The organism is Falsarthrobacter nasiphocae (genome assembly GCF_031456275.1).
GTDB lineage: Bacteria > Actinomycetota > Actinomycetes > Actinomycetales > Micrococcaceae > Falsarthrobacter > Falsarthrobacter nasiphocae.
On the sequence record NZ_JAVDUI010000001.1, the window covers coordinates 1,776,222 to 1,796,596 of the forward strand.

The 20,375-nt window shown below is 70.0% G+C and carries 20 protein-coding genes; 17 read left to right on the forward strand and 3 right to left on the reverse strand.

Annotation, left to right across the window (positions count from 1 at the left end):
- The first annotated feature begins 6 nt into the window (after positions 1-6).
- Entirely contained in the window at positions 7-960 is a 954-nt protein-coding gene (locus tag J2S35_RS08015) for a hypothetical protein (protein ID WP_309851963.1), read from the forward strand.
- Here J2S35_RS08015 and J2S35_RS08020 read toward each other — a convergent pair.
- Positions 957-1,433: a GNAT family N-acetyltransferase gene (locus J2S35_RS08020; protein ID WP_309851965.1), complete on the reverse strand. Its 477-nt coding sequence runs from the start codon at positions 1,431-1,433 to the stop codon at positions 957-959. The two genes, J2S35_RS08015 and J2S35_RS08020, sit on opposite strands and share 4 nt — an antisense overlap.
- 94 nt (positions 1,434-1,527) lie before the next feature.
- Here J2S35_RS08020 and dxr point away from each other — a divergent pair, with 94 nt between their 5' ends.
- The 6 genes from dxr (at position 1,528) to J2S35_RS08050 (ending at position 9,074) form a co-directional block, all read left to right on the forward strand.
- A complete protein-coding gene (dxr, locus tag J2S35_RS08025) occupies positions 1,528-2,739 on the forward strand; it encodes a 1-deoxy-D-xylulose-5-phosphate reductoisomerase (protein WP_309851968.1) in 1,212 nt (403 codons plus the stop codon).
- Positions 2,736-4,079, forward strand: coding sequence for a M50 family metallopeptidase (locus J2S35_RS08030; RefSeq protein ID WP_309851970.1), 1,344 nt, complete (start codon positions 2,736-2,738; stop codon positions 4,077-4,079). The genes dxr and J2S35_RS08030 overlap by 4 nt, the downstream gene beginning before the upstream one ends.
- A 74-nt stretch (positions 4,080-4,153) precedes the next feature.
- Positions 4,154-5,308 carry a flavodoxin-dependent (E)-4-hydroxy-3-methylbut-2-enyl-diphosphate synthase gene (gene ispG / locus J2S35_RS08035; protein ID WP_309851974.1) on the forward strand — a complete coding sequence of 385 codons (1,155 nt, stop codon included), beginning with the start codon at positions 4,154-4,156 and terminating at the stop codon, positions 5,306-5,308.
- Between the two features lie 5 nt (positions 5,309-5,313).
- Positions 5,314-6,240 carry a GNAT family N-acetyltransferase gene (locus tag J2S35_RS08040; protein WP_309851977.1) on the forward strand — a complete coding sequence of 309 codons (927 nt, stop codon included), beginning with the start codon at positions 5,314-5,316 and terminating at the stop codon, positions 6,238-6,240.
- Positions 6,241-6,474: 234 nt separating this feature from the next.
- Positions 6,475-8,274 carry a proline--tRNA ligase gene (locus J2S35_RS08045; RefSeq protein WP_309851980.1) on the forward strand — a complete coding sequence of 600 codons (1,800 nt, stop codon included), beginning with the start codon at positions 6,475-6,477 and terminating at the stop codon, positions 8,272-8,274.
- A gap of 5 nt (positions 8,275-8,279) precedes the next feature.
- A complete protein-coding gene (locus J2S35_RS08050; RefSeq protein WP_309851983.1) occupies positions 8,280-9,074 on the forward strand; it encodes a TSUP family transporter in 795 nt (264 codons plus the stop codon).
- Between the two features lie 129 nt (positions 9,075-9,203).
- Here J2S35_RS08050 and J2S35_RS08055 read toward each other — a convergent pair whose 3' ends face one another.
- Positions 9,204-10,445, reverse strand: a complete 1,242-nt coding sequence (locus tag J2S35_RS08055; protein WP_309851988.1) for a PRC-barrel domain-containing protein — start codon at positions 10,443-10,445, stop codon at positions 9,204-9,206.
- 163 nt (positions 10,446-10,608) lie between these two features.
- Entirely contained in the window at positions 10,609-11,559 is a 951-nt protein-coding gene (locus J2S35_RS08060; protein ID WP_309851992.1) for a hypothetical protein, read from the reverse strand.
- Positions 11,560-11,857: 298 nt separating this feature from the next.
- Here J2S35_RS08060 and J2S35_RS08065 point away from each other — a divergent pair, with 298 nt between their 5' ends.
- The 10 genes from J2S35_RS08065 (at position 11,858) to J2S35_RS08105 (ending at position 20,267) form a co-directional block, all read left to right on the forward strand.
- The gene (locus J2S35_RS08065) at positions 11,858-12,427 is read left to right on the forward strand and encodes a ribosome maturation factor RimP (RefSeq protein WP_309851993.1); all 570 of its coding nucleotides are present in this window, start codon (positions 11,858-11,860) and stop codon (positions 12,425-12,427) included.
- 1 nt (position 12,428) lies between these two features.
- Positions 12,429-13,442 (forward strand): transcription termination factor NusA, encoded by a 1,014-nt coding sequence (gene nusA / locus J2S35_RS08070; protein ID WP_309851996.1) that lies wholly within the window; start codon positions 12,429-12,431, stop codon positions 13,440-13,442.
- Positions 13,443-13,515: 73 nt separating this feature from the next.
- On the forward strand, positions 13,516-13,836 hold the full coding sequence (locus J2S35_RS09940; protein WP_407649787.1) for a YlxR family protein: 321 nt from the start codon (positions 13,516-13,518) through the stop codon (positions 13,834-13,836).
- Between the two features lie 167 nt (positions 13,837-14,003).
- Entirely contained in the window at positions 14,004-16,892 is a 2,889-nt protein-coding gene (gene infB, locus J2S35_RS08075) for a translation initiation factor IF-2 (RefSeq protein WP_309851998.1), read from the forward strand.
- A 198-nt stretch (positions 16,893-17,090) separates the two neighbouring features.
- Complete coding sequence (rbfA, locus tag J2S35_RS08080) at positions 17,091-17,531, forward strand: 30S ribosome-binding factor RbfA (protein WP_309852003.1); 441 nt, start codon at positions 17,091-17,093, stop codon at positions 17,529-17,531.
- The gene (gene truB, locus J2S35_RS08085; protein ID WP_309852006.1) at positions 17,532-18,452 is read left to right on the forward strand and encodes a tRNA pseudouridine(55) synthase TruB; all 921 of its coding nucleotides are present in this window, start codon (positions 17,532-17,534) and stop codon (positions 18,450-18,452) included.
- A complete protein-coding gene (locus J2S35_RS08090; protein ID WP_309852008.1) occupies positions 18,452-18,829 on the forward strand; it encodes a hypothetical protein in 378 nt (125 codons plus the stop codon). The genes truB and J2S35_RS08090 overlap by 1 nt, the downstream gene beginning before the upstream one ends.
- A 38-nt stretch (positions 18,830-18,867) precedes the next feature.
- The gene (locus J2S35_RS08095; RefSeq protein WP_309852010.1) at positions 18,868-19,281 is read left to right on the forward strand and encodes a hypothetical protein; all 414 of its coding nucleotides are present in this window, start codon (positions 18,868-18,870) and stop codon (positions 19,279-19,281) included.
- A gap of 159 nt (positions 19,282-19,440) precedes the next feature.
- Complete coding sequence (locus tag J2S35_RS08100) at positions 19,441-19,947, forward strand: hypothetical protein (protein WP_309852013.1); 507 nt, start codon at positions 19,441-19,443, stop codon at positions 19,945-19,947.
- A complete protein-coding gene (locus J2S35_RS08105; RefSeq protein WP_309852016.1) occupies positions 19,935-20,267 on the forward strand; it encodes a hypothetical protein in 333 nt (110 codons plus the stop codon). The genes J2S35_RS08100 and J2S35_RS08105 overlap by 13 nt, the downstream gene beginning before the upstream one ends.
- Positions 20,268-20,375: the final 108 nt, after the last annotated feature.

Here is a 20,375-nt window from a genome sequence, read left to right on the forward strand (position 1 = left end):
GACCGGATGACTTTCTCCCGTGTTTCGTCCCAGCGGACGGGCTATGAGCCCCAGGACGTCAAGCGGTATGTGGCCGGGCATGCGGGGCCGACGTTCCGCTCCGTGAAGGGCGGGTTCAACCCCGTGGAGGTGGACGAGTTCGTCGACCTCCGCGAGGACCGTCGCGCCGTTGCGGCTGCCCGCGGGGACGAGCGCGAGGGTCGCCTGACGGGGGAGACGGGGCGCCTGGCTGTCGAGGTGCTTGCGCGGGCCCTTCGGCCGGCGGGGCGGCGCTTCAGGGCCCCGTCCCGCGCGCGTGGCGCCGCGTATGCCCCGAGGGGAGTGGATGAGCTGTGCGAGCGTCTCGTTGAGGCGCTTGGCTGGCCGGGCGGGTCATTGCCCGACGACGGTGCGCCTGGCGGCGGCCCGTTCGCCTCCGATCATAGGGCCCCGCGGGGCTGGCCCGAGCCTCACGCCGTGTTGACGTCCACCGGGGTGCGCACGAGCGTCTTTGAGGCGGCGCCGAGCTCCAACGGGGCCATCCGGGGGTATGAGGAGGCCCAGGTCGATGCCTTCCTGGAGGACGCCGCGCGCCTCCTGGCGGTGTTCGAGGGGCTGCGGCTGGACCCGCGCGTGGCCATTGACGCGGACGCGGTGCGGCGGCAGCTGGGCGGCGCGACGCCGGACGCGCCAGTGGCGGCCGATGCTCCGGATGCCCCCGTTGCCGCCAGCCCGGGGGTCGTCGAGGCCCGGCGAGGGATTGAGTCGCTCGCGGCGGGGCCGCATGCGGCGGCGCCGGCCAGTCCACAGGATGCAGCGCGGGAGGCGCCTTCCGCGCCAGAACCGACCGTGGCTGAGCCCGCGACCACGCGCGTGCCGGTCATCTCACCGGACGTCCGCGCGGACATTCGGCGGCCCAGCCGCCAGGGGGCATCGGATCGGCCCCGTCGCGCGGCCGAGCCCGGCGGGGAGTCCGACTAGTTCAGCTCGAGGATGACCTCGCGCACCACTTCGCCGCGGCTCGTGGAGAAGGACCGGGTCTCGTCGGTCTCGACGAAGCCGTGGCCCGTGAGGATGCGGATGGATGCCTCGTTGTCAGCGACGGCGCGGGCGCGCAGGGGTCGCTCGGGGAACTCCTTGAGGAACTGGCCCACGGCCTCGGTGGTGATGCCGCGGCCCCAGAACTCGCGTCCGAGCCAGTAGCTGAGCTCGAGGCCGTCGTTCTCGGTGTAGCGCAGGACGTGTCCGGCGACGGTGCCGTCGACGTCGATCGTGCGGGCAGAAATCGACTCGTCGTCGAGGATTCCCTGCCAGTGCAGATCGAAGACGCCGCGGTCGTGGGGGTTCTTGGCGCCGAAGGCGGCCATGTGGTTTGCGTCTTGGTCCTTCTGGTGCTCGAAGAACGCGTCGAGGTCGGGGGCTTCGACGGGGCGCAGGTGCAGCGAGAAAGTCATGTTCACCACATTAGTGGACCGGCCTGCCTGCAGGCTGGACGCGTCGGCTCCGGCGTTCGGGCGGCGTCCAGACGGGGCCTGAGATACTGGGCGGGTGACTTCTCTTCCCTTCCCTGGTCCTCTCCCACGCGGGGCACGGCGCACCGTTGCGATTCTCGGGTCGACGGGCTCGATCGGCACCCAGGCGCTCGACGTCATCCGTCGGAACCCGGACGCCTTCGAGGTCGTGGCGCTCGCCGCCGGGGGCTCGTCGCTGGGCCTGCTCGGTGAGCAGGTCGCGGAGTTCGGCCCGAGGCAGGTGGCCGTGGCCCGCGGCTCCGTTCCCGAGGTCCGGGCCGTGCTGGAGGCCGCCGGCGCTAGCATGCCGATGGACCTCGGCGTCGGGGAAGAGGCCGTTGTGGAGCTGGCCGGCTGCGGCGCGGACGTCGTGCTCAACGGCATGACCGGGTCCATCGGCCTGCGCCCCACGCTCGCTGCCCTCCGGGCGGGGTCCATGCTCGCCTTGGCCAACAAGGAGTCGCTCATTGTGGGCGGTCGCCTCGTCGTCGACTCCGCAGCGGAGGGGCAGATTGTCCCCGTGGACTCGGAGCACTCGGCGCTGGCGCAGGCCCTGCGGTCCGGGGCGCCGGACGAGGTGGAGCGCCTCGTGGTGACTGCCTCAGGCGGGCCGTTCCGCGGATACACGGCGGAGCAGCTGCGCTCCGTCACGCCCGCCCAGGCCCTCGCGCACCCGACGTGGGACATGGGGCGCGTCGTGACGACGAACTCCGCGTCGATGGTCAACAAGGCCCTCGAGGTCATCGAGGCCCACTATCTCTTCGGCATCCCGCTCGAGCGGATCGACGTCGCGGTGCACCCGCAGTCCATGGTCCACTCGATGGTCGAGTTCGTGGACGGCTCCACGATGGCGCAAGTGAGCCCCCCGGACATGCGTCTGCCCATTGCCCTCGGCCTCGCCTGGCCGCACCGTGTCCGCGGGGCGGTGCCGCCGGCCACGTTCGCGGAGCCGTCGAGCTGGACGTTCGAGCCGCTCGACGAGTCCGTCTTCCCCGCCGTGCAGATCGCCAAGGACGCCTGCCGCGCGTCGGGGACCCACCTGGCCGTGTTCAACGCGGCGAACGAGGAGGCCGTGGACGCCTTCCATGAGGGCCGGATCTCCTTCCCCGGCATTCTCGAGGTCGTCCGCGCCGCCCTCGACGCGCACTCGGGGGTTCCAGAGCCCAGCCTTGAGGACGTCCTCGCGGCGGAGCGGGACGCCCGGCGCCTCGCCCAGGAGCTCATCACCCGTCAGGGGGACGCGGCGTGAGTGTCCTCCTCTTCCTCGTCGGCGTCCTGCTCATCGCCCTGGGCGTCTTCGTCTCGGTGGTTCTCCACGAGTTCGGCCACTTCATCCCCGCGAAGCTCTTCGGCGCACGGATCCCGCAGTTCTTCTTCGGCGCGGGGCGCACACTGTGGTCCTTCCGACGGGGCGAGACCGAGTTCGGCATCAAGGCCATCCCGCTCATGGGCTACGTGCAGATCGTGGGAATGATCCCGCCCCGGCCCACCGACCCGGCGGGCACCGTCCCCGCCGCCACGACCTCCCTTCTCGGCCGCTTCGTCGAGGACACCCGGCAGGTGGACCTGGAGCAGGTCAAGCCCGGCGATGAAGACCGCCTGTTCTACCGGATGCCCGTCTGGAAGCGCGTGGTCATCATGCTCGGCGGGCCCCTCGTCAACCTGGTGGTCGGGACGGCGCTGATCCTCACGGCCGTCATGGGCTTCGGGATCGCTACGCCGACGACGACGGTGGCCGCCGTGTCCGAATGCGTCAAGACGGGGCCAGCAGCCCAGAACGACGGGGCCGGCTCGTGTGCGCCGGGCGACCCGAAGACGCCCGCCCTCGCGGCAGGGATCAAGCCGGGGGACCGCATCGTGGCCTTCGCCGGCGCGCGAGTGTCCGGGTGGAACGAGGCCCAGCAGGCGATTCGCGCTGCCGCCGGGACGCGCTCGCCCGTCGTCGTCGAACGCGACGGGAAGGAGGTCACGCTCGAGGTGACGCCGATCCGCTCCGCGCGCCCGGCCGTCGACGCCCTCGGCAAGCCCGTGACGGACGCGGCCGGCAAGCCCGTCTACACGGACGTGGGCTTCATTGGCGTGGCGCCGGTACAGACGATCCAGCCGGCCACGCTGGGGCAGGGCCTCGACATGACCGGAGAGAACATCAAGGCCGTCGCCAACGTGGTCCTGCACCTGCCGCAGCGGCTCTACCAAGTGGGGCGCGTGGCACTGGGGCTCGAGGAGCGGGACCCCAATGGGCCCATGAGCGTGGTCGGGGTCGGCAGGATCGGCGGCGAGATCACGGCCGACCACGAGATCCCGTGGAAGTCGAAGATCGCCTCGGTGATCATGATTGTGGGCAGCCTCAACATTGCGCTGTTCGTCTTCAACCTCATCCCGCTCACGCCGCTCGACGGCGGCAACATCGCCGCCGCCCTGTGGGACGGACTGCGGCGGCTGTGGGCCAAGATCCGGGGCCGCCACGCGCCCCCGCCGTTCGACACGGCCAAGCTCGCGCCGCTCTCCGCCGCCGTCTTCGGCGTGTTCGCGCTCATGAGCGTCCTGCTCATCTTCGTGGACCTGGTCCATCCCGTCTCGCTCCGATAGCGAAATCGCCACCGCCGGGCGGGAGCCCGGACTACGCTTGAATCAACCCGCCTTCACGAAGAGGAGCTCCCCTGATGACCTCGGTCAACCTCGGCATGCCCGCCGCCCCGCCGCCCGTTCTGGCCCCGCGCCGCAAGACGCGTCAGATCAAGGTGGGCAGCGTCGGCGTGGGCAGTGAATCGCCCGTGAGCGTCCAGTCCATGACGACGACCCCCACCACCGACATCAACGCGACCCTCCAGCAGATCGCCGAGCTCACGGCCTCGGGCTGCGACATCGTCCGCGTGGCCTGCCCCTCCCAGGATGACGCCGAGGCCCTCCCGATCATCGCCAAGAAGTCGCAGATCCCGGTCATCGCCGACATCCATTTCCAGCCGAAGTACGTGTTCGCTGCGATCGACGCCGGCTGCGCCGCCGTCCGCGTCAACCCCGGCAACATCCGGAAGTTCGATGACCAGGTCAAGGAGATCGCCAAGGAGGCCAAGGACGCCGGCGTCTCGATCCGCATCGGCGTGAACGCCGGTTCTCTCGACAAGCGCATCATGGAGAAGTACGGCAAGGCCACCCCGGAGGCCCTTGTTGAGTCGGCTGTCTGGGAGGCGTCCCTCTTCGAGGAGCACGACTTCCATGACTTCAAGATCTCGGTCAAGCACAACGACCCTGTCATCATGGTCCGCGCCTACGAGCTCCTCGCGGAGCGGGGCGACTGGCCCCTCCACCTCGGCGTGACCGAGGCCGGCCCCGCATTCCAGGGCACCATCAAGTCCGCGACCGCCTTCGGCGCGCTCCTCTCGCAGGGCATCGGCGACACGATCCGCGTCTCCCTCTCCGCTCCGCCGGCGGAGGAGGTCAAGGTCGGCCTGCAGATCCTCCAGTCGCTCAACCTGCGCGAGCGCAAGCTCGAGATCGTCTCCTGCCCGTCCTGCGGCCGCGCCCAGGTGGACGTGTACACGCTCGCCGATCAGGTCACTGCGGGCCTGGAGGGCATGGAAGTGCCCCTGCGCGTCGCTGTCATGGGCTGTGTCGTCAACGGCCCGGGCGAGGCCCGCGAGGCCGACCTCGGCGTGGCCTCCGGCAACGGCAAGGGCCAGATCTTCGTCAAGGGCGAGGTCATCAAGACCGTCCCCGAGGACCAGATCGTCGAGACGCTCATCGAAGAGGCCATGCGCATCGCCGAAGAGATGGGCGAGGACGCCCCCGAGGGCGCCCCCTCCGTCTCGGTCAGCTAGGGTGCATGCGGCCGTTCCGCCGGGGGAGCGCGCCCCGAGTTCGCGAGCTCACCGCCGCTGACGCACCGGCCCTTCGCGCGTATTGCGCAGGGGACCCGGTGGGGACCGCGCTCCTCCTCGACCGCCTTGCGGCTGCGGGGCACTCGGGGCGGACCTCGGCCGACGCCCGCTTCTACGCCCTCGTCGACGGCCCCGCGGGCGGCCCTGAGCCCCGGCTCAGCGCGGTCGCGTTCGCGGGCGTCAACGTCTTCCCTCACGGGGACTGGAGCCGCGCCTTGGGGCCCCTGGCGGAGAGGCTCTTCGCCCCGCACGAGCGCCGTCCCGCCTCGATCTACGGTCCTTCCTCGGCGGTCCTGCCGCTCTGGGACGAGCTGGAACGGGGCGGTTTGCGCGCTGCCGAGGAACGCCGCCACCAGCCCTTGCTCGCCATGGACGGCGACGACCTTGAGCTTGCCGAGCCCTACCAGACGGGACCGGCGCGCAAGGTGGCGCCGTCTCGACTGGAGGACGAGGCCGCCCTCCTGCGAGCGAGTGTCGCGATGTTCACCGAGGAGGTCGGCTACTCTCCAGTGGAGCCCTCCGTGTGGGCGGGGCGCGTCATTCGTCCGGACGCCGCCTCATACGTTCAGCGGGTCCGCCAGCTCATCACCCAGGGCCGCTCCTTCTCCCACGTAGAGAACGGGGAGGTCCTCTTCAAGGCCGAGTTCGCGGCCGTGACGCCGGAGGCGGCATTCGTGCAGGGCGTGTGGCTGGCCCCCCGGCTGCGTGGGCGGGGACTCTCCTCGGGGTACATGCGGGCCCTCGCCGTCCACGGGCTGGCCTCGAGCCGCCGCGTCTGCCTGTACGCCAACGGCTACAACTACGCCGCGCTCGCCTCCTATGCGCGGGCAGGCTTCCGTCAGGTCGGGACCTTTTCGACGATCATGCTCTAGGGCCGCGCGAGCCACAGCGTTGCATCGCTGGTCGCCCCGCGGCGCCCCGTTGGCGCCAGCCGCCGTCGTCGTCCGCCGCCCCGTGGGGGCCACGGCGCACCGTGGGGGCCACGGCGCACCGTGGGGGCCACGGCGCACAGGGAGCCGCACGGCTTGCTATGTTGAGTGGAGCACACGGGCGCGCCCCGCGCCCCGTCCGCCGCGCCGTACACGTTCTAGCAAAGGGTTCCCATCGTGGTCTTGAGGATGTCGCATTTGTTTCTCCGCACTCTGCGAGAGGACCCGGTTGACGCGGAGGTGATGAGCCACAAGCTCCTCGTCCGCGCCGGGTACATCCGCCGCGCCGCACCGGGCGTCTACAGCTGGCTGCCGCTCGGCCTCGCGGTGCTGACCAAGATTGAGCGCATTGTCCGCGAAGAGATGAACGCGATCGGTGCCCAGGAGGTCCACTTCCCGGCCCTCCTGCCGCGAGAGCCCTACGAGGCCTCGGGCCGCTGGACCGAATACGGCGAGAACCTCTTCCGACTCAAGGATCGCAAGGACGCCGACTACCTCCTGGCGCCCACCCACGAGGAGATGTTCACCCTCCTCGTCAAGGACCTGTACTCCTCCTACAAGGACCTCCCCGTCTCGCTGTACCAGATCCAGACGAAGTACCGTGACGAGGCACGTCCGCGCGCGGGCCTCCTGCGCGGGCGCGAGTTCATCATGAAGGACTCCTACTCGTTCGACGTGAGCGACGAGGGCCTGGACGCGTCCTACGAGGCGCACCGTCAGGCCTACCTGCGGATCTTCGAGCGACTGGGGCTCGAGGTCGTGCCGGTCTTCGCGACCGCCGGCGCCATGGGCGGATCGAAGTCCGAGGAGTTCCTCCACCCGTCCGAGGCCGGCGAGGACACGTTCGTGCGCTCCGCGGGCGGGTACGCCGCAAACGTCGAGGCCGTGGCCACAACGGTGCCGGAGCCGATCGACTTCACCGACGCCCCGCCGTGCCGTGTCGTCGACACCCCAGACACCCCGACCATCTCCTCCCTCGTCGAGTTCGCCAACGCCGAGTTCCCGCAGGCCTCGCGCGACTGGACCGCGGCCGACACGCTGAAGAACGTCGTCCTGGCCGTGACGAGCGCCGAAGGGGAGCGGCAGATCGTCGTCGTCGGCATGCCGGGCAACCGCGAGGCCGACCTCAAGCGCATTGAGGCGAACATCGGCGCCCTCCTTGGGTTCGCTGGCGAGCCCGACGTCGAGGCCGCCACGGACGCCGACTTCGCCAAGCACCCGGGCCTCGTGCGCGGGTACATCGGCCCCGGCACCTCCCTCGACAGCCCCGTCCTCGGTGAGAAGAGCACGACGGCGCTGCCGTACTTCCTCGACCCCCGTGTCGTCGACGGAACCACGTGGATCACGGGCGCCAACGAGGCCAGGAAGCACGTCATCGGCCTCGTGGCTGGACGGGACTTCGCCGCGGACGGGTACCTCGAATGCGCCACGGTCCTCGCGGGGGACCCCGCGCCGGACGGCTCTGGCCCGCTCGAGATTGCGCGCGGCATGGAGATGGGCCACATCTTCCAGCTGGGCCGCAAGTACGCGGAGGCCCTCGGGCTCAAGGTGCTGGACGAGAACGGGAAGCTCGTCACGGTGACGATGGGCTCGTACGGCATCGGTGTGTCCCGCGCGCTCGCGGCCATCGCCGAGCAGGGGCACGACGAGCACGGCCTCATCTGGCCCGCGTCGCTCGCGCCGGCCCAGGTCCACGTTGTGGCAGCCGGCAAGCAGGCCGAGATCCTCGACGGGGCCGCCGAGCTCGCGGAGTCCCTGGAGCAGGCCGGGCTCGAGGTGCTCCTCGATGATCGTCCCAAGGTCTCCCCGGGTGTGAAGTTCGGGGACACCGAGCTCCTCGGCATGCCGGTCATCGTCGTGGTCGGGCGCGCGTTCAAGGACGGCCGTGTCGAGGTCAAGGATCGCCGCTCGGGTGAGCGGACCGAGGTCGAGCTCGCCAACGTGGAGCAGGCCGTGCGTCAGCTGCTGGTCGGCTGACGCTGATGGAGGCCTTCCTCGGCGACATCAGCCCGTGGCTCCTCCTGCTCGTCTTTGCCGCGGGACTCGCGGCCGGGTGGGTCGACGCGGTGGTCGGCGGGGGAGGCCTCATCCAGCTTCCTGCGCTCCTGCTCATACCGGGGTTCTCGCCGATCCAGGCGGTGGCGACGAACAAGGTCGGGAGCGTGTTCGGCACAAGCGTCAGCGCGGTGACGTACGCCCGGCGGATCCGCCCGGAGCCCAAGCCGCTCGTGCTCATGGGCGCCGGCGCCCTTGCGGGCTCTCTTGCGGGCGCCCAGGTGGCCAAGCAGCTGCCGTCTGAGCTGTTCACCCCGATCATCCTGGCGGCCCTGTTCTGCATCCTCGTCATCACGATCCTCCGCCCGTCCCTGGGGCAGGTCGAGGCCCTGCGCCACACGGACCGGGGGCGCACAGGGCGCGGTGTCGTCCTCGCGACGGGCATCGGCTTCTACGACGGGGTCCTGGGGCCGGGGACGGGGTCCTTCTTCGTCATGGCCCTCGTCGGGTGGCTCGGCTACTCGTTCCTCAACTCGAGCGCGCGCGCCAAGATCCTGAACTGGTGCACGAACGTCGGCGCGCTCCTGATCTTCATTCCTAGCGGTGCGGTCCACTGGGGCGTGGGTCTGGTCCTTGCCGCTGGCAACATGATCGGGGCGCGTCTTGGTGCGGGCACGGCCATGAACCGTGGCTCGGGCTTCGTTCGCGTGGCGATGATTGTTGTGGTCTCGGTTCTCCTGGTCAAGCTGGGTGCCGACTGGGCCCGGAGCCTCTCCTCGTAGAGCTCACCGGGGGCCACGAGCCCAGCAGGCATGCGTCAGGCATGCGAAAGGGGCCCGGCATCAGCCGGGCCCCTCATCACATCCCGCTTCTACGGGCGGGACGCCTCACGCCCCGCAGGGCAGTGTGGGTTAGCGCTTCTCCTTGAAGTTCTGGACCTCCTGGGCCGCGAACTTCTTGAGGCGGCCCCAGAAACCGACGGCGTACTGCTTGTACTCCTCGGCCTTCGGTGCCACGTTGGCGCGGACTTCGTCGACCTTGGCCCGGGCGGCCTCGACCTTGTCGGCTGCGGCAGCCTTGACCTCGTCCGACTTCGCAGCGGCAGCGGCCTTGGTCTCCTCGGCCTTGGCCTTGACGTCCTCAGCCTTCTCGGCTGCGGCGGCCTTGACGTCCTCGACCTTGTCGGCGGCGGCGGCCTTGGTCTCCTCGGCCTTGGCCTTGACGTCCTCGACCTTGTCGGCGGCCGCGGCCTTGGTCTCCTCGGCCTTGGCCTTGACGTCCTCAGCCTTTTCGGCTGCGGCGGCCTTGGCGTGCTCGACCTTGGGCTCAAGGTCCTCCTTGACGCCCTCAGCCTTGTACTTGGCCGTCTCGGCCGCGTCCTTGGCCGCGGCAGAGGCCTTCTCAGCCGCGTTCGCCTCCGGGACGACGGGTGCGGGGGACTGGTCCTGGTCCTTCTTCTGCTCCGCGTTGGCGTCCGAGACGATCGGGCCGTTGCCCTCAGCGGTCTTCGAGGACTCGCCGAGGCCCGCAGCGCGGTTCGGGGTCTGAGCCGCAGCGTCCTTGGCACGTGCCGGCGAGGCATCGCCCGCGGCACCGGCAGCCGCGCCCGTGGCAGCACCGGCGCCAGCCGCGGTGGCGGCGTCGTGGCGAGCGGCACGGCGAGCACGGAGCTCAGGCGTCTCCTCGTGAGCGGGGGCCGGGTTGGTGGCGGGGGTGACGTCGAGGTCGCGGGCCTGCTTCGGGGCGGCGCCGGCGGTGAGATCCGAATCCGTGGACGCTGCAGGAGCAGCTGCGTTCGCCGTCTCCGCGCCGGCGGCCTCGGCATCCTGGCGGCCGCCCTTGTTGCGGACGCCCGCGTAGTACCCGCGGAGGGTCTCTTCTTCTTCGGCGGTGAGGGACTTGTCGTTCGTCATCTTGGGCGACTGGACAATCGAGTCCTTGGTGTACGGCGCGCGGATGGACTCGCCGTCAATGGTCACGTGATCGAGGGGGATGAAGACCTCGCGATCCGTGGCGCCCGTGGTGTTGACCGTGACCCAGGTTGCTTCGCCGGTCTTGTCGTTGGCGAAGACCTGCTGGACGTCGTCCACCTTCTCGCCGTTGAGGTCGAAAACAGTCTTCGTGAACAGGGATGCTGCGTCGATCGTGGACATAAGAGACTCTCCTTGAGGTCCGGGACCAGTGGGAATGAGACGTTCGCGCGGTCTCGTCCCGGAATGCTTTCCTTGGTGATAGGCGCGCTTATGTACTTGTCTACCCGTTTGGGGCGGCGTTCACAAGGCAGGAGCCTGTTCGGCACCCGAGAGTTCTCCGGATTCAGTCAGGGAGGTTCCTGAATGCCGAGAGTGAGGATGTCACGACGTCCTGCGGCGCCTGGCCCGGCGTCTGGCCCAGGGCAGCGGCGAGGGAGCGGGCACAGCGAGTCTGCGCGTCCGTCGCCTCCGCTGACGGGGCGGCACCGGCGGGGAGCCCCCACCCCAGGGGGATCTCGGCGCCTCGTCCTGTCGCGTCCGCGAGCCTTTCGGAGATGAGGGAGTACGACGACGCTGCGGCTGCCGCCCGCGAACGGGCCGCTTGGCCGCCTCGGGCGGCCTGGGCCGTGAGCCACCACGAGGCTCGCGACGATTCGACCATGGCCTCGACGAGGTGAGACTCCCCGCCAGACAGGGCCTCGTTCGCTGACCGCGCCTCGGCCAGGTCGCCGAGTGCGTCTGTGAGTTGCCTCTCGTTCGCCCCGAGCGACGCCGCGCACAAGAGGAGCCACTGCCAGGCTGGGCCCGCCGCCCCGGGCTGTGTCCCCTGCCGGACGATGTTGACGGCAGCGCCCAGCGGGCCCGGCGAGGGTACGCCAGTCACGGCGGTGCTGGACTGCGCGGCGGCGGAGCGCGGGGCACTCGATGCCGTCGGGCTGGCCGCGGGGGCTGCAGATGACGGAGGCGCCGACGGCGCGAGGGCGGGCAGCGCAATTCCGAGGCGGGAGGCCAGGGCAGCCGTCGAGGCCTCGGCTCGCGGGTCGGATGCGCGAAGGTCCGCGCGAGCAGCCGCGATTCTCTCCGCGACGTTCTGAGCTGCGTCGCGAGACTCATCCTGGACCATGCCGCGCCGCCACTGCGCGACACCCCACCACGATCCGGCGCCGGCCAGGCCAGCCGGGATCAGGGCCGCCGCCACGAGTGCGGACCGGCGTCCGACGGGGCGGTCCCGGACGGGGCCCTGCGTCGGCACGGAGCCCCCACGGGGCCGGGCGGAGGCTGGGCGATGGGTCATGTCGCAATTCTTCCACGATGGCCGCACCGGCCGGCGTGTGGGGCACGGGGCGCTGGTGTGGCTTCGACGGAGCACGGGGCGCTGGTGTGGCTTCGACGGGGCACGGGGCCAGCTCGGGGCAATGGGGGACATGGGGCACGGGGCACGGGGCATGGGGCACGGGGCGCGCGCAGGGGTGGAGCGGCGGAGGGCTGGGCGGAGCGGCGCGAACTGGGTACCCTTGAAGGACGCGCAGGCCCGCTTTTCGTGGCCGCCCACAACTGAATGGAGATGCTCAGTGCCCTTCCCAGGTGAGGACTTGGACTTCGAGAGAGTCGTCGGGGTCGAGGACGACGCCCCACAGCCGAGCCAGGCGGAGGCCGCCGTCGTTGCGGCCGTCGCCTCCGCGGCACACGCCCACGGGGCCTACCTGGAGGACGTCTCCTTCCGTGAGTCGGGCGGGCACCGTCTGCTGCAGATTGCGGTCGACGCCCTCGAGAACGAGGATGCTCCCCTTGACCTGGACGCCGTGGCCCGCATTTCTGAGTCGATCTCGGCCGCGCTGGACGCAGCTGATCCCATCGGCGGCGAGGCGTACGAGCTCGAGGTGTCCACGCCCGGGCTCTCCCGGCCGCTGACGCACCGGCACCACTTCGAGCGGAGTGTGGGTCGTTGGCTCACCGTCAAGACCGCCGACGGTGTCGTGGAGGGGCGGCTCAACGCCGTCGGCCCCTCACAGCTGGAAGTCCAGGGCGAGCTGCCGGCGAAGAAGGGCGTCAAGCCCAAGGCGGCAGAGCCCCAGACCATTCCCTTCGCGGAGATCCGCCGCGCAAAGATCAACGTTGACATGTCTGCCCGCGACGCGCAGACCGAGGTCGAGGAGGCCTGACATGGATATCGACATGAGCGCACTGCGCATGCTGGAGACGGAGCGCGACATTCCGCTCGAACGCATCATCCCCGCCATTGAGCAGGCCATTCTCACGGCCTACCACAAGTCCCCCGGAAGCATTTCTCGGGCACGGGCCGAGCTGGACCGCTCGACAGGCAAGGTGACGATCTGGGCCCCAGAGGTCGAGGAGGACGGCACCGTCATCGGGGAGTTCGACGACACCCCGAACGGCTTCGGGCGGGTGGCGGCCTCGACGGCTCGTCAGCTCATCCAGCAGCGCCTGCGCGAGGCGGAGGATGACACAATCCTCGGCGAATTCAAGGACAAGGTCGGCGAAATCCTCTCCGGTGTCATCCAGCAGGGGCGCGACCCGCGCGTGATCAAGGTGGACCTCGGCTCTGTCGAGGCGTCGCTGCCCCCGAGTGAGCAGGCCCCGGGCGAGGACTACCGCCACGGGCGCCGCCTGCGCTCCTTCGTCGTCCGCGTGGAGCGAGGCTTCAAGGGGCCGCAGGTGACGCTCTCCCGGACGCACCCGGGCCTCGTGAAGAAGCTCTTCGAGCTTGAGGTGCCGGAGATCCAGTCGGGACAGGTCGAGATCGTCGCGCTCGCCCGCGAGGCCGGCCACCGCTCCAAGATCGCGGTGTCCGCGCGGGTGGCGGGCATCAATGCCAAGGGTGCGTGCATCGGCGAAATGGGCACGCGTGTGCGCGCAGTGACGGCGGAGCTCAACGACGAGAAGATCGACATTGTGGACTTCGACAAGGACCCTGCCGCGTTCATCGCCCACGCGCTCAGTCCGGCCAAGGTCACGAGTGTCACAATCCTCGACGAATCGCTGCGCGCGGCCCGGGTCATCGTGCCCGATGACCAGCTGTCCCTCGCCATCGGCAAGGAGGGCCAGAACGCACGTCTCGCGGCGAAGCTCACGGGGTGGCGGATCGACATCAAGCCCCAGTCGCGCGCCGAGTCGGCCTCGGCTGCTGCTGCGGGCTCGGGCGACGGCGAGCGCTGAAATCCGCGGGGGGTCGGCCCTCGCGGGAAGCGGCAAGGCGCGTTTCGGGTTAGAATGAAGGGTGACTCAATCTGTGGACAAGCCGTCGGAGCGCCCCGCGCGCTCCAGGACGGCCCCACAGAGAACATGCATAGGCTGCCGGGCCGTCGTTGACGTCTCGGAGCTTGTGCGGTTGGCCCTCGCTCCGCGAAGCGCGGGGGCCCCGTCCGAGATCGTCATCGACGAGAGCCGCTCCCTCCCCGGGAGAGGCGCCTGGATCCACCGGGATCCTCGCTGTGCAGCTCTCGCGGTGAAGCGGAAGGCCGCGAGCCGTGCGTTTCGCGAGGGCGTCAATCACGCCCCGTTGTCCGAGTGGCTTGCCGCATCGGAACACCTGACCAGGAATCCAGCATGAAAGCGGGTCTGACACCAATGGAAACCCGATGAGCAACCAGCGATGAGCACTTCACGATGAAGTCCATGCTGCGCGTCCAAGACTGCTGCCCCGCGCCTGCCATTCAGGCCGCGAACAGCGAAGACTAATCGGCCCCGCCTGTCGGGCAGGGCCCAGACAGGAGAAGAGTGGCTAAGGTCCGCGTTCACGAGCTCGCCAAAGAGCTCAACATCACCTCGAAAGAGGCGCTTGAAACACTGAAGGGCATGGGCGAGTTCGTTCGCTCTGCCAGCTCGACCATCGAGCCCCCCGTCGTCAAGAAGCTCCGGGGCGCCTACGCAGGCAAGTCCGGCGGCAGCGAGCAGGCCGCTGAGGCCAAGCCGGCTGAGGCCAAGGCCTCCGCGCCGAAGCCCGCGGCTGCCAAGTCGGCCCCCGCTGCCCCGGCTGCGCCCAAGTCCGCCGAGGCCTCCACTGCGCCGGCCCCGGGTCCGCGCCCGAGCAAGTCGCCTGCCGAGCCGCAGGCCCCTGCCGCTCAGCCGACGTCCCCCAAGGGCCAGGCGCCAGCCGCTCCGGCTGCTCCGGCTCAGCCGACGGACAAGCCCGCCGCGCCGGCCGCCCCCAAGGCCGCATCCGCGCCGAGCCCGGCTCCGGCCGGTCAGGGCGGTCCCCGCCCGGGAGCCCCGCGCCCCGGCAATAACCCGTTCGGCGTCGGCCAGGGTGCCCGCAGCGCGGCCCCGCGCCCGGGCCAGGCAGGCCAGGGCGGTCCCCGTCCCGGTGGCCCTCGTCCCGGCGCACCCCGCCCGGGCAACAACCCGTTCGCCGCGTCCCAGGGCATGCCGCGCTCCGGCGCGCCGCGTGACGGCCAGGCAGGCCAGGGCGGTCCCCGCCCCGGCGCCCCGCGTCCGCCTCGCGGGGACGCCCGTCCGGGTGCTCCGCGTCCGGCCCAGGCCGGTCAGGGCGGTCCCCGCCCGGGAGCCCCGCGTCCGAACCCGAACATGATGCCCGCGCGCCAGGAGCGCCCGGCGCCCACCGGCGGCCGCCCCGGCCGTCCCGGCGGCGCACCCGGTCGCCCGGGTGGTGCTCCCGGCGGCGCGCCGGGCGGCGGCTTCCGCCCCGGTGGCGGCGGTCGCGGCCGCGGCGGCACAGCCGGCGCGTTCGGCAAGGGCGGCGCCAACCGTGGCAAGCAGCGCAAGTCGAAGCGGGCCAAGCGGCAGGAACTCGAGCAGATGAGCGCCCCGTCGCTGGGCGGCGTGAGCGTGCCCCGCGGCAACGGTGAGACGGTCGTCCGTCTCCGCCGCGGCTCGTCGGTCACGGACTTCGCCGAGAAGATCGGCGCCAACCCCGCGGCCCTCATCACGGTCCTCTTCCACCTGGGAGAGATGGCCACGGCCACGCAGTCCCTGGACGAGGCAACGTTCGAGGTCCTCGGCGCCGAGCTCGGCTACAAGATCGAGGTCGTCTCGCCGGAGGACGAGGAGCGCGAGCTCTTCGAGGCCTTCGACATCAACCTCGAGGATGAGCTCGAGGGCGAGAGCGACGAAGACCGCGTGCCGCGTCCCCCCGTGGTCACGGTCATGGGCCACGTCGACCACGGTAAGACGCGCCTCCTCGACGCGATCCGCAAGTCCAACGTCATCGAGGGCGAGCACGGCGGCATCACCCAGCACATCGGCGCCTACCAGGTGTCCGCTGAGCACGAGGGCGAAGACCGCGAGATCACGTTCATCGATACACCGGGTCACGAGGCCTTCACGGCCATGCGTGCCCGTGGTGCCAAGGTCACGGACATCGCCGTGCTCGTGGTGGCCGCCGATGACGGCGTCATGCCGCAGACGGTCGAGGCGCTCAACCACGCCCAGGCCGCAAACGTGCCGATCGTCGTCGCTGTCAACAAGATCGACAAGGACGGGGCCAACCCGGACAAGATCAAGGGCCAGCTGACGGAGTACGGCCTCGTGCCGGAAGAGTACGGTGGCGACACGATGTTCGTGCCCGTCTCCGCTCTGCGCGGCGAGGGCATCGACGACCTCCTCGAGGCTGTCCTCCTCACGGCCGACGCTGCGCTTGAGCTCACGGCGAACCCGGACAAGGACGCTCGCGGCATCGCGATCGAGGCCAACCTCGACAAGGGCCGCGGCGCCGTCGCGACGGTTCTCGTCCAGTCCGGCACGCTTGAGGTCGGCGATGCGATCGTCGCCGGCGTGGCTCACGGCCGCGTGCGCGCCATGTTCGACGAGAACGGCGACAAGCTCAAGACCGCCGGGCCGTCCCGCCCGGTCCAGGTCCTCGGCCTGTCCACCGTCCCGCGCGCTGGTGACACGTTCATCGTGACCGACGACGAGCGCACCGCCCGTCAGATCGCCGAGAAGCGAGAGGCTGCGGACCGCGCGGCCCTCCTGGCCAAGCGCCGCAAGCGCGTCAGCCTCGAGGACCTTGACCAGGCCGTGGCCGAGGGCAAGATCGACACCCTCAACCTCATCCTCAAGGGTGACGTGTCCGGTGCCGTGGAAGCCCTCGAGGACTCGCTCCTCAAGATCGAGGTGGACGACTCAGTGCAGCTGCGCGTCATCCACCGCGGCGTTGGCGCGATCACGCAGAACGACGTCAACCTGGCGACGGTCGACAACGCGATCATCATCGGCTTCAACGTCCGGCCCGCCGAGCGCGTTGCGGAGCTTGCGGAGAAGGAAGGCGTCGACATGCGCTTCTACTCCGTCATCTACGCGGCACTCGACGAGATCGAGGCGGCCCTCAAGGGCATGCTCAAGCCGGAGTACGAGGAAGTGCAGCTCGGTTCCGCCGAGGTGCGCGAGGTCTTCCGCTCGTCGAAGTTCGGCAACATCGCCGGCTCGATCGTCCGCGACGGCATCATCCGCCGCAACTCGAAGGCTCGTCTTGTCCGCGACGGCAACGTCGTCGGCGACAACCTCGCCATCGAGTCGCTGCGCCGCTTCAAGGACGACGCCACCGAGGTCCGTGAGGGCTTCGAGTGCGGTATCGGCCTCGGCTCGTTCAACGACATCAAGGACGGCGACGTCATCGAGACGTTCGAGATGCGTGAGAAGCCGCGCGACTAGCGCTCTCAGCAGTCCGCGCCCGCTGGCCTAGCCGGAGGCGCGGGGGAGGCCCGGTCCCGCCACGCGCGGGGCCGGGCCTCATGCTGTTGATTCGCTGCGGCGCGGCCTCCGGGCCCCGCCGCAGCCCCCAATTAGACTGACTATCAAGCGTCCCGCGCCGCCGCGCCGGGGCCAGACCACGCTTCCGGGAGGAACCCCATGGCAGATCCAGCACGCGCCGCCAAGCTCGCAGACCGCATCAAGGCCATCGTGGCCCGCGCCCTCGAGACGCGCATCAAGGACGAGCGGCTCGGGTTCGTCACCATCACGGACGCCCGCGTGACGAATGACCTTCAGCACGCCACCGTGTACTACACGGTCTTCGGCGACGAAGAGTCGAAGGCCCGCTCTGTGGCGGCCCTCGAAGCCAACCGCGGTCGCCTGCGCAAGGCGATCGGCGACAACATCCGCACGCGCCTGACCCCGACCCTGACCCTCGTCGCGGACGAGGTCCCCGAGAACGCCCAGGCGGTCGAGGACCTGCTCCGCGCGGCCCGTGAGCGCGACGCCGAGGTCGCGAGCCTCGCCCAGGGCGCAGAGTACGCAGCCGGCGAGAACCCGTACAAGAGCGACGACGAGGCGGAGGAGGACGAGCACTAGATGGCACGCGGTTCTCGAACTCACGACGGGGCTGACGCCCATCACGGCCTCGTCGTCGTCGACAAGCCGAAGGGGCTGACGAGTCACGACGTGGTCTCGCGCGTCCGGCGGCTGGCCGGCACGCGCAAGGTAGGCCACGCGGGCACGCTGGACCCCATGGCCACGGGCGTGCTCGTCGTCGGCATCAACAAGGCCACGCGCCTCCTGACGTTCATCGTCGGCACGGGCAAGGAGTATGAGGCCACGCTGCGCCTCGGCCAGCGCACCGTCACGGACGACGCCGAGTCCGAGGTCGTCGAGGAGCGGATCGCCGCGGCGGTCACGCCGGAGTCCTTCGAGGAGGCCGCGGCGGCGTTCCGCGGCGAGATCGAGCAGGTGCCGTCCTCCGTCAGCGCCATCAAGGTCAAGGGCCAGCGGGCGTACGACATGGTCCGCAAGGGCGAGGAGGTCGAGCTCGCCGCGCGCCCCGTCACCATTTCGGAGCTCGAGGTCCTCGACTTCCGCAAGTCCTCGACGGCCAAGACCATCGACGTCGACATCCGCGTCCGCTGCTCCTCGGGCACGTACATCCGCGCTCTCGCGCGGGACATCGGGGAGGCCCTCGGCGTCGGAGCGCACCTCACGGCGCTGCGCCGCACCGAGGTCGGCCCGTACACGCTCCAGCAGGCCCGGACGCTTGAGGACCTGGCGGACGAGTTCTCGTTCGTGCCCCTCGACGACGCCGCGCGCGCCCTCCTGCCCAATCGCAGCCTGACGGAGGCGGAGACGGTAGAGCTGGGCTTCGGCCGCCGGATCCCGGCGAGCGGCTGGGAGGGGCCCACGGCCGCCGTCGCCCCGAGCGGCGAGGTCGTGGCCATCGTCGAGGACAGGGCCGGTGCGGCCAAGTCCCTCGTCGTCTTCCGCCCGGGCGAGGCCGCGTGATGTTCGATCTCTGGTTCTGGGTCATGGCTGTCGTCGGCACCCTGTGCGCGGCGGCAGGCATCTGGTTCGCGCTGCGCAACGACCCGCCGAACGACGTGACCATCGTCGCGGCCGGCCTCGTCTTCCTCGCCACCGTGGTCTACGCGGCGGCGAGCGTCATCCGCCCGCTCGTCGGGGACCCCGCAACGGGCAACGTCGCGGAGTTCTGGGCGTACATGCTCACGCAGCTGGTCCTGCCGGTCGGCGGCATCTGGTGGTCGCTCGTCGAGCGGACCCGCTGGTCCAACCTCGTGCTGGCCGCCGTCGGCCTTGTGGGCATTGTCATGGCGGCCCGCATGAATCAGATTTGGTACGGAGTAGCGGGGTACGGAGCGTGAGCGCGGGGGAGGGAGCGACGACGGGGCCGCGGGGTCGCGTGCCCGCTTCCGAGCGGGAGGCCGCCTCGGGCAAGACCCGTGGGGCCGGGCGCCTTCTCGTCTTCGTCTACGCGATCTTCGCGGCGGCCGCCACGGCGCGGGGCCTGTTTCAGGTCTTGACGAAGTTCTCGGAGGCTCCGCTCGCGTACATCCTCAGCCTCGTGGCGGGGGCGGTCTACATTGTCGTCACCGTGGCGCTGGCCAAGCGAGGCGCGGGCTGGGATCGGGTCGCGGTCGGGGCCCTGCTCGTGGAGCTGGTCGGCGTCGTCGGCGTGGGGGCCCTGAGTGTGGCCGTGCCGCAGGATTTCCCGAAGGACACGGTCTGGTCCGGGTTCGGCCGCGGCTACGGGTTCATCCCGCTCGTGTTGCCCCTTCTGGGGCTGTGGTGGATGCGGCGGTCCCACCGGAGCTGAGCGGCCAGCCCGGCGCGGTCTCCGCCGGGTCCAGAGAGGCCGCGAGAGAGACGTAACAATACGTCATAATCATGACGCATGATCTACTTTGCTCTAGTCTGTGATCACAGCCACACGGTTGAGCTCGAACCGAGCGCTTCACAGAAAGGAGCCTTCCGAATGAAGGTGTTTGCCAAAGTTGGCGTCGCGGCCGTCCTGACGGCATCGCTGTCGGTGTACGGTGTAGGACTCGGTGCCACGCCGGCTTACGCGGACGCGCAAATGTCGTCTGCGCAAGCAGCATCTGACACGGCGTTCGATATGGAGGAGCTTGAGGTCTACCAGGCTCTGTCCTTCGTGAACTCGATCCCAGACGAAGTGCTCGAGAGCGGGGATGCGGCTACGCGTGCGTGGGCTCAAGCAGCCTTGTCAGAGGAGAACGCAGGTTCGTGGTTCGGCTGCTCGATGGCAGTGGCGAAAGCCGTGGCCGGAGTCGCCGTGCCTGCTGCGAAGATTCTGAAGCTCAAGCGTCTCGTGAGTGCAGTGGGGGGTGTAGGCAAGGCCGTCGACCAAATCCGACGGACCAAGGGCAACCTGCACATCGCCAAGCAGATGGGCAGCGCAACATACGATCTCGTCAAGATCTTCTTCGGGATCGACAAGGTCGAGCGAGAGTGCTTCTCGTGATCGAACGTATGCGCGAGTGGGGAAGTCGCCACAAGGCATTGCTCTGGGGGATCGACTTCGCCCTCTTCGGACTAGGCCTGTTCCTGATGTTCGGGCCGCCGAAGAACGACTCCCTCGGATACACGGTCATGCTGATCGGAAGCGTGTTCGGGTTCGCGGCGTGGCAGCTGAGTATCGGAAAAGTGGACCTCGATCTGTCTCCCGAGGAGAAGGATCGAATTGACCCCGATGCCATGGCGCGGTACCTAGAGGAGCATCCGCACGCGTCCTGGACGGAGACTATCAAGGAGACGACGCGCGCTCCCGATGCCAAACGATGAACAGGTGGGTGTGACCCTGAGGCCCACGATCTGAGAGGCGGCGCGCACCCCTTGGGCATGAGGGGGTGCGCGCCCTTCGCTCTGGGGTTAGCGGCCAAAAAGTGTGTT